At 72.7% G+C, this 13,686-nt stretch carries 15 protein-coding genes; 10 read left to right on the top strand and 5 right to left on the bottom strand.

The genetic code is table 11. From position 1 onward, the window contains the following. Positions 1-11: 11 nt before the first annotated feature. On the bottom strand, positions 12-1,109 hold the full coding sequence (locus tag ABD932_RS40000; protein ID WP_345020902.1) for a baeRF2 domain-containing protein: 1,098 nt from the start codon (positions 1,107-1,109) through the stop codon (positions 12-14). A gap of 460 nt (positions 1,110-1,569) precedes the next feature. Then, positions 1,570-2,121, bottom strand: coding sequence for a hypothetical protein (locus tag ABD932_RS39995; protein ID WP_345020901.1), 552 nt, complete (start codon positions 2,119-2,121; stop codon positions 1,570-1,572). Between the two features lie 264 nt (positions 2,122-2,385). Here ABD932_RS39995 and ABD932_RS39990 point away from each other — a divergent pair, with 264 nt between their 5' ends. Further along, a complete protein-coding gene (locus tag ABD932_RS39990) occupies positions 2,386-3,606 on the top strand; it encodes a PP2C family protein-serine/threonine phosphatase (protein WP_345020899.1) in 1,221 nt (406 codons plus the stop codon). A gap of 344 nt (positions 3,607-3,950) precedes the next feature. Beyond that, positions 3,951-4,355, top strand: coding sequence for a hypothetical protein (locus tag ABD932_RS39985; RefSeq protein WP_345020897.1), 405 nt, complete (start codon positions 3,951-3,953; stop codon positions 4,353-4,355). On the opposite strand, the gene ABD932_RS39980 is transcribed toward ABD932_RS39985, so the two are convergent. The 3 genes from ABD932_RS39980 to ABD932_RS39970 all read right to left on the bottom strand — a co-directional run bounded on the left by ABD932_RS39980 (position 4,342) and on the right by ABD932_RS39970 (position 5,928). Next, positions 4,342-4,809 carry a bifunctional DNA primase/polymerase gene (locus ABD932_RS39980; protein WP_345020896.1) on the bottom strand — a complete coding sequence of 156 codons (468 nt, stop codon included), beginning with the start codon at positions 4,807-4,809 and terminating at the stop codon, positions 4,342-4,344. The two genes, ABD932_RS39985 and ABD932_RS39980, sit on opposite strands and share 14 nt — an antisense overlap. Before the next feature lie 416 nt (positions 4,810-5,225). Beyond that, positions 5,226-5,771 carry an AAA family ATPase gene (locus ABD932_RS39975; RefSeq protein ID WP_345020961.1) on the bottom strand — a complete coding sequence of 182 codons (546 nt, stop codon included), beginning with the start codon at positions 5,769-5,771 and terminating at the stop codon, positions 5,226-5,228. A 1-nt stretch (position 5,772) separates the two neighbouring features. Then, a complete protein-coding gene (locus ABD932_RS39970; protein WP_345020894.1) occupies positions 5,773-5,928 on the bottom strand; it encodes a hypothetical protein in 156 nt (51 codons plus the stop codon). Positions 5,929-6,000: 72 nt separating this feature from the next. On the opposite strand from ABD932_RS39970, the gene ABD932_RS39965 reads away from it, so the two are divergent. The 8 genes from ABD932_RS39965 (at position 6,001) to ABD932_RS39930 (ending at position 13,684) form a co-directional block, all read left to right on the top strand. Next, positions 6,001-6,603 carry a DUF998 domain-containing protein gene (locus ABD932_RS39965; protein ID WP_345020892.1) on the top strand — a complete coding sequence of 201 codons (603 nt, stop codon included), beginning with the start codon at positions 6,001-6,003 and terminating at the stop codon, positions 6,601-6,603. An 87-nt stretch (positions 6,604-6,690) separates the two neighbouring features. Then, complete coding sequence (locus ABD932_RS39960; RefSeq protein WP_345020890.1) at positions 6,691-7,428, top strand: DUF1775 domain-containing protein; 738 nt, start codon at positions 6,691-6,693, stop codon at positions 7,426-7,428. 97 nt (positions 7,429-7,525) lie between these two features. Further along, positions 7,526-7,735: a hypothetical protein gene (locus ABD932_RS39955; protein ID WP_345020888.1), complete on the top strand. Its 210-nt coding sequence runs from the start codon at positions 7,526-7,528 to the stop codon at positions 7,733-7,735. Further along, positions 7,735-10,074: a heavy metal translocating P-type ATPase gene (locus ABD932_RS39950; RefSeq protein ID WP_345020886.1), complete on the top strand. Its 2,340-nt coding sequence runs from the start codon at positions 7,735-7,737 to the stop codon at positions 10,072-10,074. The genes ABD932_RS39955 and ABD932_RS39950 overlap by 1 nt, the downstream gene beginning before the upstream one ends. Continuing rightward, a complete protein-coding gene (locus tag ABD932_RS39945) occupies positions 10,071-10,670 on the top strand; it encodes a copper chaperone PCu(A)C (RefSeq protein ID WP_345020884.1) in 600 nt (199 codons plus the stop codon). Before ABD932_RS39950 ends, ABD932_RS39945 begins: the two co-directional genes overlap by 4 nt. Positions 10,671-10,854: 184 nt before the next feature. Next, a complete protein-coding gene (locus ABD932_RS39940) occupies positions 10,855-11,589 on the top strand; it encodes a hypothetical protein (RefSeq protein ID WP_345020883.1) in 735 nt (244 codons plus the stop codon). A 267-nt stretch (positions 11,590-11,856) separates the two neighbouring features. Beyond that, a complete protein-coding gene (locus tag ABD932_RS39935; protein ID WP_345020881.1) occupies positions 11,857-12,510 on the top strand; it encodes a sigma-70 family RNA polymerase sigma factor in 654 nt (217 codons plus the stop codon). A gap of 112 nt (positions 12,511-12,622) precedes the next feature. Further along, on the top strand, positions 12,623-13,684 hold the full coding sequence (locus ABD932_RS39930) for an ABC transporter substrate-binding protein (RefSeq protein ID WP_345020880.1): 1,062 nt from the start codon (positions 12,623-12,625) through the stop codon (positions 13,682-13,684). The last annotated feature ends 2 nt before the right edge of the window (positions 13,685-13,686 follow it).

The raw sequence follows: 13,686 nt of genomic DNA, 5'->3' as shown, positions 1-13,686 counted from the left end.
CAGCGTCGGCGTCAGGACGGGGTCCCCGGGTCGGTGTATCGCAGCAGGGCGCCCACGCCCTCGTACAGCCTCAGCTCGCTCTCCGGTACGACGACCAGCTCGGCACCGGTGCCGACGAGGGCCCGGACGAGGGCCTCGTCGGCGCTTTCCTCGCGCGGGGCCCGCACGCCGAAGGACATCAGCTCCGCCTCGGTCAGGGCGAGCTGAGTGGGCTGGGAGCCCGCCCAGAGCTGCAGCGAAGACCCTGGCGGCCGGTTCAGCAGCAGTGCCGCGACCTGGCCACGCTGGAGGGCGGCGACGGTGGCGGCCAGCCCCTCCGTCATGGGTCCGGCCAGGGCACGCCGGCCGATGAAGATGTCCACCAGTTCCCGGTCGTGCGCGGCCATGCGGCCGCGGAAGACGCCATCGAGCTGCTGCTCCAACAGGGCGCGTCCGGTGTCGGTGGGGGTCCGGCCGCCCACGCGTACGACCTTGTCCCGCAGGGTGTGCGGCAAGCGGCGGATCAGTACGTTGCACGCCCACTCGTCCCCGCCCACGACGACGGCGTCGGCATGGGCGCGCCGCGCCCGTTCGTCCAGCCGGTGGCCGAGCCGGACGGAGGTGCGGTGCCAGGTCGCCACCGCGACCCTGCGGTGCAGCCGCTCACCCGGGGTGACGGTGGACGCGGGCCAGGTGCCGGTTTCCGCCTCCAGAGTTACCCAGCCGTGGGTCTCGGCGGTCGGAAGGCCGCCGTAGTGGACGACTACGGCCATGTAGGGGATCTCCGGAAGGTGCTGGGTGACCAGGGGTATCGCGTGCGGCAGGGTGCTGTAGCGCGCGGAGTCGTGCTCGGGCGGCCTGGGCAGCTCCCCGTCCAGGACGACCGTGCCGTGGGTGGCGAAGACGGCCTGACCGTGCACCCCCGGCACCTCTGTGTCGGCGCCGACCACCTCCTCCAGTACGTTCAGCAGCGCCCGGTCCGAGCCCTGACGGGACAGACTCTCGCGCAGTCGCCGCCAGCGCAGCGCGATCGCCCGCTCGGGATGCGCGACGTTTCGGGAGGTGTCCAGATATACGGAGGCGAACGGGCCCGGCTCCGCGTAGAGGGGGTCAAGGAACGACAACCTCATGGCAACTCCTCGTCGATGGTTCCCCCTCCTTCGATGATGCGCGCCCCGGCAGGCCGCTGAGCAGCCGGGCTCCGTAGCCGGATGAAGGATCAGTCTGCGCGGGAGCACCAGATCGTGGCGGGGGCCGCCTTGCCCCACGTGAATACCGGCTTCTGAGCCGTATTCGACAGACCGAGCGGCGCATTCGTGAGCTTGCAGCCGTCGGCTCCTGCAAGACCTCGGTTGAGGCAGCCCCGGGAGGCGTATCGGTAGGGTCCGGCTTGTCCTAGCGGAGGTTGGCGGACACCAACCGGGACAACCCGAACCGGCAGGTGCGGCTGAGCTTCCTGGGCTGAGTGACGTGTACGAGGGCCCGGAGACGTCTAGGAGGGCGGGAGATGTCTAGGAGGGCCGGAGACGTCCACGAAGGCCGTAGACGTCCACGAAGGCCGGAGTCGATCGTCGACGGGAGCCGCGTCGGTCAGGGCTGCGTGTAACCCCGTGCCGCGCACTGGCGCACCATCTGCGCGCCGTCGGCCTGCCCGTCCTCCGGGGCCGTCCGACTGTGCCCGGCGGGCGCGGGGTTGCCCTGGAGGCGGGACAGTTCGCCCGCGCAGCGCTGCAGGGCCACCTCCAGGACGTCGGGCATGGTCAGGGTCCCGCTGCCGTCCGGCGGGACGAGCCAGCGCAGCGCGCCCCAGCGGCAGTGCGGGGCGGGAGCGGTGATCCACGTCCCCGCGCCGAGCAGCCGCATACCGGTGCCGATCCATACCGACTGCGGTTCCGGGGGCAGTAAGAAGCCCACGGTTCGGCGGCGGGCGTCCAGCAGGCAGGGCCCCGGCTCGAGCAGCGGCAGCTCCTCCAGGAGGTCGGTGACGCGCAGCCCGAGCTGTTCCGGCACGATCAGCACGTCCCAGAACCGCCCGGCCGCGAGCAGCGCGACCCCGGTGGTGCCGTTCTGCCACTCCTCCTTGCAGGCGCCGGGGTCCTCCGACGCCGCGGCCAGCCACTCCATTGACTTCGTCCACTCCATGAGTGCCAAGAAAAGCCTCCCGATGACCGGTGGAGCCTCGGTGCGATGACCGGTGGGCCCTTAGTGCACCGGGTGCCCGGTGCCGCGGCCATACGTCGGGAGCCCAATTCCCCGTATGGGGCGAGCGCCCGCGCACCAAACAGGCAGAGAGCAGGGCGTGCGCCCCCGCGTCGGCGGAGCGCGCCGGGCCAGACCTTCATTTGTCCCCGTTCTAGGGTGTTTCTTGTGGTGCGCTGGTTTCAGTCGTTTCGCAGGCCCGCGACGGTGGACCCCCTCGCGTCCGGCGGCGGTCCCGAGGAGGACCCCGGCGTGCGGTCCCGGCTGACCGCGCTGCGTGCCTCGGCGGCCAGGATCGGCACCACGCTGGACGAGAACGCCACGTGCGCGGAGCTCACCCGGGAGGCCGTCCGGCAGGTGGGCGGCACGGCGGCGGTGCTGCGGGCCGGGAGCGAGGCCGGGGAGTACGAGGCCGTAAACGGCGACCCGGCGCTGCTGCCCGACGTCCGGTGGGCCATGGCCGCGGCGCAGGAGACGAGCGCCCCGGGCGCGGCCGCGGACCCGGTCCCCGTCCTCGCGTCCGGCGGCGCCCGACCGGCGCTGTGCGTGCCGCTGGCCACCGGCCGGCACCGGTACGGCGGGCTGGTCTGCGCCCGCGACCGAGCGCCGTTCACGCCCGAGGAGACCGGGCTCCTCGCCCTCCTCGCCGAACGCGCCGCCTCCCATATCCGGCACGCCCAGGAGCACGAGCGGGTCAGGGGCATCGTCGGCAAGCTCCAGCGGGCCCTGCTCGCCGAACCGGGGCGCCCGCACCCGAACCTGGACGTTGCCATCCGCTACCTGCCCGTCGGGCAGAGCGCACTGGTCGGCGGCGACTGGTGCGAGACCGTCCGGCTGCACTTCGGCCGGACGCTGCTCGTCGTGGGCGACGTCATGGGGCACGGCCTGGAGGCCGCCGTGGACATGACCGCGTACCGCTCCTCGCTGCGCTCCATCGCCTCCGCCGACCTGCCGCCGCACCGCGTGCTGCGCCGGCTCGACGACAGCGCCTCCGCGGAGCCCGAGCGCCGGCCGGCCACCTGTCTGATCGCCCGGGTCGACCCCAACCGCGGCCAGGTGACCTTCGCCAGCGCCGGGCACCTGCCCCCGGCGGTGATCGACGCGCAGGGGCGCACCTCACTGCTGGCGGTGCCGGTGGGCCCACCCCTGGGCACGGGCCTAGGCGGCTACGAGCCGGCCACCTACGAGCTGGACCCGGGCCAGACGCTGGTGCTGTTCACGGACGGGCTCGTCGAGCACCGCGGCGAGGACATCGACCACTCCCTCGACCGGCTGGCCGGCGTCTCGTTCGAGGCCACCGCCGGGGTCGAGGACGTCATCGACACGGTGCTGGCCCGACTCGACGCCCGGCATGCCGAGGACGACGTCGCCGTGCTCGCCGCCCAGCTGCACGCACGCACACAGCAGGACCTCGATGGGCGGCGGTGAGCGTCCCGGCCCTCACCAGTCGTCGTACTGTGCTCCGGAGACATACGGGTCATGCCGTCGTCCCGACGGGCTGGCCGACCGGCCGGGCGATGGCAGGCTCGCCTCGTGCAGGGCCGCGCACCACGGGCAGTCGGTGGCGTCGTCGGCGTCGGTGGCGTCGTCGCGGATGTCGGCGAAGGTGGGAACGTGCTGTCGTCCGTCGATGGAAGCGGCTCCTGTCTCGATCGTGGGTGGACGAATGGGTCGAACAGATCACGGCGCCATCCGGGGGACCGTCTCACCCGACTGGGTGGTAGCGAGGCCGGTCCGCGTACCACCGGCGCACACCTCGGCGTTGCCCGGGCATGGACAGCACTGAGTCGGCGCGGCGTCTCCTCGGAGGCGGTGCCGCACCCGTGACGTACGTCGTACCGGTCACCGGTGTCCGGGCCCAGCCGTCGATCTACGCGGCGCTGGTCGCCGAGTGGCAGGCCAACGGCCGTGCCGTGCCCCGGCGCCGCGACACCTGGTGGGATTCCGTTGCCGTGGCCGACGGCCCCGGCCGGGCCGTCACCTCCTGGGCGGTCGGCCGATGGACGGGCCTGGCCGGCGCTCTCGAGGCCGCACCGGCGGGCGAGGGGCACGGCGAGGAGACCGAGCGCGTACCGGCCGTCGTCGTCCCCCGGGGCCTTCCCGGGCCGATGGAACTGTGGGAGTGGCGCGGCAGCAGCGGGCGCGTCAGTGTCTCCGCCCCGCCTACGACCGACTGACGCGCGCCGGGACGGCAGCGGTGCCGCCGGCCTCGCGCAGCGCCAGCTCCACGAGGTCGGGGTGGTACAGGGCGCCGGTGCCGTCGGGCGGCAACAGCCACTCCAGGCGCCATCCGGCGGACCGGTCGGGCGGCGGAACGGCGACCCACGACCCCCTGCCGACATGACGTACGCCGGGCCCCACCCACTCGGTGACCGGGTCGGGCGGGAGGAAGAAGCCGACTCTGCGCGCCCCGCAGTTCACCAGCACGGGACCTGGGGCGCGTAGTCGGGAACGTCTGAGGAGATCCAGGGCGCTCAGGCCGAGGTGTTCGGGAACGGAGAGCACGTCCCACAGCCGTCCGGCCTCCAGCAGGACCGCGTCCGCGCCCTGGTCCCATTGCCGCTTGCACGAGCGAGGATCCGTAGCGGCCGCGGCGAGCCACTCGACGGCCTTCCCCATGGTGCGCTGCATGTCCAACCCCCAGCACTCTCTGCCCTGCCGTCCCGTGCAGGGCCCTTCATGCTGGTGGATATTTCTATGTGCCGGAAGGGGTGGCGCACTCTGGCGCAACCTGGCGATTCAGGCCGACGCGTTCGATGCCCGCACGGCCGTTCTCCTCTGCCGTGTACCGGCCATGCCAGCTCCCTCGCGGTGATCGGCGGCGGCCACCCCCGACGCGAAGAACCGCGCCCAGGTCGTCTCGGCCTGGGCCCTGAGCATCTCCCTTGCCTCGGCCGGCGGCCCGCTCACCTCCGGAGTTCTCGCCACGGTCGCCGACTTCCGCCGGGCGTTTGTGCCGCCGCTCGTCCTCGGCCTGGCCGTCGGCATCGCGTGCCCGCTCCTGGTCACCGACTCCAATGCGCCCGAGGGCCGCGCGCCCCGGCCTCTCAGCGTTCCCGGGCAGGCAGCACGGCCAACCCGGTCTCGCGCATGATCCGGTCCACCGTGTCGTTCAGCCCACTCTCCGCGCCCACGACGGTCTCGACACCACCGGGCAGCAGATCGAGCTGCCGATACCACTCCCGCAGCTCCCTCTCGCCGACGCCGGGCATGTCGGGCTTGGTCGCGTGCCGCAGCAGCGTCTCCTCGAACGGCACGTCCAGGTAGTAACAGTGGGTCGGCCCACGATGGTCGGCGGTCAGCCGACGGAGCATCTCGCCGTAGTGCGAGGCGTACAGAATCCCCTCGACGACGACGTGATAGCCGGCGTCGAGGGAATAGCGGGCGACGGTGTCGATGAGGCCGATGTTCGCCCCGTCCGGCCGGTCGCGCTCGCGCAGCACGATCCTGCGCAGGTTGTCCTGGCCGACCAGAGCCAGGCCACGGCCGAAGCGTTCGCGGATCCGGGCCGCGACGGACGACTTCCCGGACGCGGAGTTCCCCCGCAGGACGACGAGCCGGGTCTCCGAGGTGCCCACCTTCACCCGAGGCAGGCTACTGGCCGTCGATCGCGTTCGTGATCGCCTTCACCCCGCCGTGTGCGGAGCAGCCGCCGTCGAGGGTGATCTCCGCACCGCTGACGTACGACGCCTCGTCGGACAGGAGACGGTCGACCAGCGGCGCCACCTCGTCCTTGGACAGTCCTCGCAACGCGCACTTGCTCGCCGTGTACGCGGCGTGTGCGGGGCGGGAGGGACCGAGAGGGCGCTTTACGGTGTCTTGATGCAATCTGTCCCAAGATGGGCCTTGCTGTCGTCGGGATGTGCACCTGCCGTGCTGGTCGCCGGCTGGACGATCGCCGCGCTGCTCGAAGGGCCCGCCTACGACCCCGCCACACAGCCGATCAGTGCCCTGGCGGCCTCCGGCTCCGCGGGATTCTGGGTGATGACCGCGGCGCTGGCCGCCCTGGGCGTCTGCCACATGATCACCGCCCTGGGTCTGCGCCCGGCCGCGCTCCCCGGCCGGGTGGCGCTGGGCGCGGGAGGAGCGGCCGCGTTCGTGGTCGCCCTGCTCCCGCCGCCGAGCAGTGGTGGCTCCCTGCGCCATGGTTCGGCGGTCGCGGTCGGCTTCACGCTGCTGGCGGTGTGGCCGGTGCTGGCCGCCGATCGCCGTGGCGCGGCACCCTGGGGACTGCGGCCCATGCCTTCTTTCACCGCGACCGCCCTGATGTTCGTCAGCGCGGCCTGGTTCATGATCGAGATGCACTACGACGGTGCCGACGGAGCCGCCGAACGCCTGGTGACGGCCCTTCAGTCCTTCTGGCCGTTCGTGGTGGTCGCCTCCTGCCTGCGCCGCCCGCGCGAAGCCGAGGAGCCCTCGCGATGAGCCTTCGTGTCCACGGGAGCCCCTCGCCTTGCGGACTCCCCTGCGCTTGAATGCAGCGACCACATCACCGGTACGAGGGAGTCACACGTGCCCCGCCCCACCCTGTCCCGCAGCCTGCGCCGCACCGGCGCCCTCACCGCGTTCGCGTTCGCGGCCGCCGTCGCCTTCGCGGGACCCGCCGCGGCGCACGCCGAGGTCGAGGCGGAGGGCGCCCGGGCGCTCGACCAGGATGTCGCGCTGACCTTCACCGCGGAGTCGGAGTCCGGTACCGCCGGGATCAGCAAGCTGGAGGTGATCCTGCCCGAGGGCATCACCCCGTCCGACATCACCTACAAGGAAGGCCCCAAGGGCTGGAAGTTCGACCCCACCGAGCGCGGCTACACCGTGTCGGGGCCGAAGCTCGCGGTCGGGGAGGACGCCGTGTACGTCGTCACCGTACGGCAGTTGCCCGACACCAAGACGCTCGTCTTCAAGACCCTGCAGACGTACAGCGACGGCCAGGTGGACCGCTGGATCGAACTGGAAGAGGAGAGCGCCGGCGACGGCCACGGGCACGGCCACCCCGCGCCGCAGCTCGAACTGAAGGCCGCCGCCCCCGGCGCGAAGGCCGTGAGCCCTACTCGCACCGAGGAACCGACGACGGCGGAGCCCTCGACCAGCGCGCCGTCGACTCCCTCGGCGGAGGCCTCGGAGACCGCGGCGGACGCCACGGACGGCGACGACGACGGCATGCCGGTGGCGCTGCCGATCGGCATCGGCGCGGCCGTCGTCGTGCTCGGTGTCGGGGTCTGGTGGTTCAGGAGCCGTCGCGGCGCGGCTTCGTAGGACGACGGCCGGGATCTCCCGCTGAGACGGCGGGGCCGGGAACTCCCCGCCCGTCGCGCCCGACTCCTGAAGCGGTACGTGCGTCAGGAGGCCGTCGATGAAACAACGCCCACTTGTGCCGCCCGCCCTCTGCGGGTTTCTGCTGCTGCTCGCCCTCATCTTCACGGTGTCGTACGCCGTCGGGACCGCCGCCGGTCCCGTCGCGCCCGGCATGCACCGCTCCGGAACGAGCGGTGACGGGGGCGGAGGCGGCATGAACACCGGGGAGATGGGGGACATGGACATGCGGCACGGGAGCGGCGGCTGATGGCGACCGAACCCGCACCCCCGATGACCGTCACGGATCTGACCGTGGGCGGAATGACCTGCGCGGCCTGTGTGCGGCGGGTGGAGAAGAAGCTCGCGAAGCTGGCGGGCGTGACCGCGACGGTCAATCTGGCCACCGGCCGCGCCCGGGTGAGCCATCCGCCGGACGTCCGCCCCGCGGAACTGGTGGCGACGGTCGAACAGGCCGGATACACGGCCGCGTTGCCGGAGCCGCCCAAGAAACGGGTGCACCGGGACGAGCAGGACTCCGAGGGCGGGCCGGGGTCCGAGGAGGTCCGGCAGGAGCGCACCCGGCTGCTGGTCACCGCGCTGCTCGCGGTGCCGGTGCTCGTGCTGTCGATGGTGCCCGCCTGGCAGTTCCGCAACTGGCAGTGGCTGTGCTTCGTACTGGCCGCGCCGGTCGCCGTGTGGAGTGCCTGGCCGTTCCATGTGCGGGCGCTGCGCGGGCTGCGGCACTCGACGGCGACCATGGACACGCTGGTCTCCCTGGGAGTCGTGGCGTCCTTCGCCTGGTCGGCCTACGCCCTGTTCCTGGGCGGTGCGGGCGCGCCCGGGATGCGGATGCCGTTCAGTCTGCTGACGTCGGCTGCGGACGGCGTCGCGCACCTGTACCTCGAAGCGGCCGTCGGCGTCCCGCTGTTCGTGCTGGCCGGCCGCTTCCTGGAGGCAAGGGCCCGGCACGGCACCGGTGCGGCACTGCGCTCACTGGCCCACCTGGCCGCCAAGGAAGTGTCGGTACGCGACGAGCACGGAGCCGAACGCCTCGTCCCGATCGAGGAGTTGGCGACGGGGCAGGTCTTCGTCGTACGGCCCGGTGAGCGGGTGGCCACTGACGGAACGGTGGTGGAGGGCAACTCCGCCGTGGACCTGTCGCTCGTCACCGGCGAGAGCGAACCGGTCGAGGTCGGGCCCGGCTCGGCCGTCGTGGGCGGTGCCGTCAACGCGGGTGGGCTGCTGCTCGTACGGGCCACGGCCGTGGGCGCCGACACGCAACTCGCGCGGATCACAAGGCTGGTGACGGAGGCTCAGGCAGGAAAGGCGCGGGCGCAGCGCCTGGCCGATGCCGTGGCCGGGGTGTTCGTGCCCGTGGTGCTGGCGCTGGCCGTCACCGTGCTCGGGTTCTGGCTCGGCGCCGGGGCGGATCCGCAGGCGGCGATCACCGCGTGCGTGGCCGTCCTGGTCGTGGCCTGCCCCTGTGCACTGGGCCTGGCGACCCCGACCGCGCTGATGGCCGCCACCGGACGCGGTGCCCAACTCGGCGTCCTGGTCCGGGGCCCGCAGGCCCTGGAGGGGCTCCAGCACATCGACACCGTCGTCCTCGACAAGACCGGCACCCTCACCTCCGGGCACATGAGCGTCGCCCGCGTCACGGCCGTGCCCGGCGGGCTCGGCAAGGAGGCCGTGCTGCGGCTGGCCGGGGCGGTGGAGCAGGGCTCCGAGCATCCGCTGGGCCGCGCGGTCGTCGCGTACGCCCGCAGGACCCTGCGAGAGCCGTTGCCCGAGGTGCGCGACTTCCGCGCGGAGGCGGGCCGGGGCGTGCGCGGCCGGGTCGAGGGGCGACTGGTCGAAGTCCTCGCGCCGGACGACGAGTTGCCCGCGGCGCTGGCGGACGCGTTGCCGGTGGCGGAGGCCGCCGCGCACACGCCGGTGCTCGTGCGGGTCGACGGGGCGACGGAGGCGCTGGTCGAGATCGGCGACGTCGTACGTCCGGGCAGCTACCGGGCCGTGGACCGGCTGCGGCGCCTCGGCGTGCACCCGGTGCTCGCCACCGGCGACCGCGAGGCACCGGCCCGGGCGGTCGCCTCCGCGCTCGGCATCGAGGAGGTGCACGCGCGCTGCACCCCCGAGGACAAGGCCGACCTCGTACGGGAGCTGAGGGAGCAAGGCCGCCGGGTCGCGGTCGTCGGCGACGGTGTCAACGACGCGGCCGCGCTCGCCGGAGCCGACCTCGGCATCGCCATGGGCACCGGCACGGACGTGGCCATCGGGGCCGCCGACGTGACCCTGGTACGCGGCGACATCGAGGCGCTCGGCGACGCGGTACGACTCGCCCGGCGCACCCTGGGCACGATCCGGGCCAACCTGCTGTGGGCCTTCGGCTACAACGCGGTGACCGTGCCGCTCGCCATGGTCGGCCTGCTCAACCCGATGGTGGCCGCCGTGGCCATGTCGGTGAGCTCGCTGCTCGTGGTGGGCAACAGCCTGCGGCTGCGGGCGTGGCAGCCGGCGCCTGCCCGGGGCCGTGAGCATGGAGCGGGCCGTGGGCATGGGGCGGGCCGGGACCGGAAGCCCGCCGGCACCGAGGGCCGTGACCGATGAACATACCCATGGCCGAGCACACGTCTGAGCACACGTCTGAGTACACGTCTGAGTACGCGTCCGAGCACACGTCCGATCACACGCCCGAGTCCCGCCCCTGGCGCCCGTCCCGCCGCCGCATCCGCGATGGCCTGCTCGCGGCACTCGCCCCCATCGCCGCGTGCAGTGTCGCTCTGGGCGGCCTGACCACCTGGGTGAACTCCGGGGCGGCAGGCAGTCCACCGCGGATCGCGGTCACCGAGGGACGGGTCTTCCTGCCGTACGGGGACGTCCGTGAATCCGCCGCGTTCTTCCGGATCACCAACACCGGGGGCGCGGACGACCGGCTCCTGAAGGTGACGTCGTCCGCTGTGGGCGGCGAGGGGACGCTCAGCAGGCATCGCATGACCAGCGGCCGCATGGCGTACGCGGAGACGGTCCACTCGGCCCGGGTCCCGGCCGGCGGCAGCCTCGCCATGTCCCCGTTCGGGCTGGACGTGACGCTGCGGGCGAAGCCGGGGTGGCGGGCGGGTGACCTCGTCCCCTTCACGCTGCACTTCGAGCACGGCGGGCGGGTCGAGGTGTCGGCGGTGGTGGTCCGCCCCGGCGAGGACTGAGGACTCGTAAGCCGGCCCCGCACGATCAGTCGACCCCTCACCCTTACTTGTCGGTCGGCGTGCGTGCGCGGTTCCCTCGTGGCTGTGTGTCCTGTATCACTCTTCTGGGCTTGAGTGCGGGATGGGGGTGTTGTGCGTACCCACCCGTGACGAGCGGGCCCAGGATGCGAGGATGAGGGCCGTCATGACTGCTGGGTGGGGTGTGCGCACGGTACGGGCCGCGATGTTCGCGGCCGTCTGTGTGCTGCTCGCTGCCCTCGGCCACGTCCTGATGTCGGGCGCCGCGGTCCCGTGGTGGACGCTGGCGGCCGGTGCCCTCCTCACGGGCGGCGCGGGCTGGTGCCTGGCCGGCCGGGAGCGCGGGCTTGCGCTGGTCGTGTCCGTCGTGGTCGTCGCCCAGGGTGGGCTGCACGCTGCGTTCGAGTACGCCCAGTCCCTGGCCCCCGGGGGTCCGGTCACCGGGCACGACATGGGTTCCACGTCCCCGCACATGGGCGCCGGCACCATGGGCTCGATGCACATGGGCTCCATGGACATGGGCAACACGGGCATGAGCAACATGTCCGCAGACCACATGTCTACGAGCCACATGTTTGCGGGCCATATGTCCGTAGGCCCCATGGACATGGGCCACGACATGGCCGGCATGTCCTCCTTCGGCATGCTCGCCGCCCACACGCTCGCCGCGCTGCTGTGCGGCCTGTGGCTGGGCCACGGCGAGCGTGCGGCGTTCCGCATCCTGCGGGCCGTCGCCGGATGGCTGGCCGCCCCGCTGCGGCTGTCGCTCACCCTGCCCGCACCGCCGTACCGCCCGCGTCTGCGTCCGCGGCGCGCTCGTTCCGACCGGGCGCCGCGGCTGCTGCCGCTCGTCCACACGATCACCTCTCGGGGGCCTCCCACGGGGATCGCTGTCGTCTGAGACAGCCGGTTCCCCGAGGCCGTACGGATACGGCTGTCGCGTCGTCGACGCCGACCGTGCCTCGGGCCTCGGCCGTACCTGCCGTACGGCCGTTTCCCGCAACCCCGGACTCCTCCGGTACGGCGTGCCCGTGCCTCTCACGTGCCCTGGTGCCCCGCGGTGACGCCGTCGTGCCCGCCGCTGCGCCCTTCGCCGTACCGGAGCCCGGACTACTCGAGAAGGACTCAGGTGATCACTCCTGCCCTGCCCTCCTCACGCGCGGTTCGCGTGAGGCACACGAAGGCGGACAACACCTCCAACCCGTCCACGCCCTCCAGAACGGCCTCCTGCGACGAGTCCACGACCGCCTGGGCGCTCGCCGCCCGCGGCGGCGACCTGGACGCGACCGACCGGTTCGTCCGGTCGCTGCACCGCGACGTCGTGCGCTATGTGGCCCATCTGTCCGCCGACCCGCAGGCCGCCGACGACCTCGCACAGGACACGTTCCTGCGGGCGCTCGGCAGCCTGCACCGGTTCGAGGGCCGTTCGTCGGCGCGGGCGTGGCTGCTGTCCATCGCGCGCCGCGCGGTGATCGACAGCCACCGCTACGCGGCCGCCCGGCCACGGCTGTCCGACACCGACGACTGGACGGTGCTGGCGGAACGCGCCCAGCCGACCGGCCTGCCCGGCTTCGACGACGGCATCGCCCTGCTCGACCTGCTGGACGCGCTGCCCGACGAGCGGCGCGAGGCGTTCGTCCTGACCCAGCTGGTGGGCCTGCCCTACGCGGAGGCGGCCGAGATGAGCGACTGCCCCGTCGGGACGGTCCGCTCGCGCGTGGCCCGCGCCCGGGCGACCCTCGTCGAACTGCTGGCCGAAGCCGAAGCCGAGGCCGAGGCGGACCCGGCGACCGTGGCCGAACCGGTTGCCGTGGCCGCCTGACCGGGAACCCGGTGTCGGTTCCCCCTGGCGGGAACTGACACCGGGTTCGCCCCGACTACTGGATCGGGCGGCGGAGATCCGCCCGTGCATCCAGTGAATTCGGGGAGTTTTGATGCGTTCTCGTGTGAGGCGGGCTACGACGGCCGCGGTGCTCGGCGGCCTGCTGGCGGCGGGCTGCGGCGACCAGGCGGACCCTGCCGCCGGCAAGGGCGACAAGGGCGACTCCGCGGGGTACCCGGTCACCGTCACCGACTGCGCCGGCGCCAGGACCACCTTCACCGACGCCCCGAAGAACATCGTCACCAGCAACGCCGCCGGCCTGGAACTGCTGCTCCGGCTGGGCGCCGGGGACAAGGTGATCGGCACCGGCTTCCCGCCCGGCAAGGGCACGCTGCCCGGCGAACTCGACGCGCAGGCACAGCGGGTGAAGGTGCTCAGCGACACCGTCATCCCCAAGGAGAAGCTCCTCGGCTCCGGCGCCGACCTCTACATCGACACCTTCGCCTCGATGAACATGGGCGGCGGAATGGGGGATGCCCCGACCGAGGAGGAGTTCGAGGCGGCCGGCATCAAGCACACCTTCCTGAAGTCGACGGCCTGCGCCGCGACGAGCAAGGGCCCGGTCACCGACCTCGCCGCCGTCCAGGCCGACATCACCTCGCTCGGCGCGGTCACGGGGACGAGCGCGAAGGCGAAGGAACTCGTCGACGGGATGCAGAAGAAGGTCGACGCCGTCCGGAAGGCGGTGGGCGGAACACCGGAGGACGAGCGGCCCACGTACTTCTTCTTCGACTACGACGCCGGCACCAAGCAGCCCATGGCCGTGTGCAACCGCCAGGTCGCCAACGCGGTCATCACCCTCGCCGGGGCCCGCAACGTCTTCGCCGACTGCGACGGCGACTTCAAGCAGGTCGGCTGGGAGGACGTGATCGCCACGAACCCGGACTGGATCCAGCTCGGTGTGCGCGACCGGGGCAGCGCGGCCGCGAACGAGAAGGCGTTCGACGAGGCGCAGCGGTGGCTGGAGTCGAACCTCGCCACCAAGGGCCTGAAGGCCGCGGAGGAGGGCCGCTTCCTGCGCATCGGCTCCGAGCGGACCACCATCGCCGGTGTCACCAACGCTGACACGGTCGAGGAGATCGCGAAGACCCTGTACCCCGGCAAGGTCGGCTGACC

The organism is Streptomyces shaanxiensis, assembly GCF_039537145.1.
Classification (GTDB): Bacteria; Actinomycetota; Actinomycetes; order Streptomycetales; family Streptomycetaceae; genus Streptomyces; species Streptomyces shaanxiensis.
The sequence above is the reverse complement of the archived record's forward strand: the minus strand, read 5'-3'. Positions and strand labels throughout refer to the sequence as shown.

Bases quoted from the DNA above. Each gene is read 5' to 3' on its own strand.
- ABD932_RS40000 (WP_345020902.1), bottom strand. From the start codon at position 1,109: ATGAGGTTGTCGTTCCTTGACCCCCTCTACGCGGAGCCGGGCCCGTTC.
- ABD932_RS39995 (WP_345020901.1), bottom strand. From the start codon at position 2,121: ATGGAGTGGACGAAGTCAATGGAGTGGCTGGCCGCGGCGTCGGAGGAC.
- ABD932_RS39985 (WP_345020897.1), top strand. From the start codon at position 3,951: ATGGACAGCACTGAGTCGGCGCGGCGTCTCCTCGGAGGCGGTGCCGCA.
- ABD932_RS39980 (WP_345020896.1), bottom strand. From the start codon at position 4,809: ATGCAGCGCACCATGGGGAAGGCCGTCGAGTGGCTCGCCGCGGCCGCT.
- ABD932_RS39965 (WP_345020892.1), top strand. From the start codon at position 6,001: ATGCAATCTGTCCCAAGATGGGCCTTGCTGTCGTCGGGATGTGCACCT.
- ABD932_RS39955 (WP_345020888.1), top strand. From the start codon at position 7,526: ATGAAACAACGCCCACTTGTGCCGCCCGCCCTCTGCGGGTTTCTGCTG.
- ABD932_RS39950 (WP_345020886.1), top strand. From the start codon at position 7,735: ATGGCGACCGAACCCGCACCCCCGATGACCGTCACGGATCTGACCGTG.
- ABD932_RS39945 (WP_345020884.1), top strand. From the start codon at position 10,071: ATGAACATACCCATGGCCGAGCACACGTCTGAGCACACGTCTGAGTAC.
- ABD932_RS39940 (WP_345020883.1), top strand. From the start codon at position 10,855: ATGACTGCTGGGTGGGGTGTGCGCACGGTACGGGCCGCGATGTTCGCG.
- ABD932_RS39930 (WP_345020880.1), top strand. From the start codon at position 12,623: ATGCGTTCTCGTGTGAGGCGGGCTACGACGGCCGCGGTGCTCGGCGGC.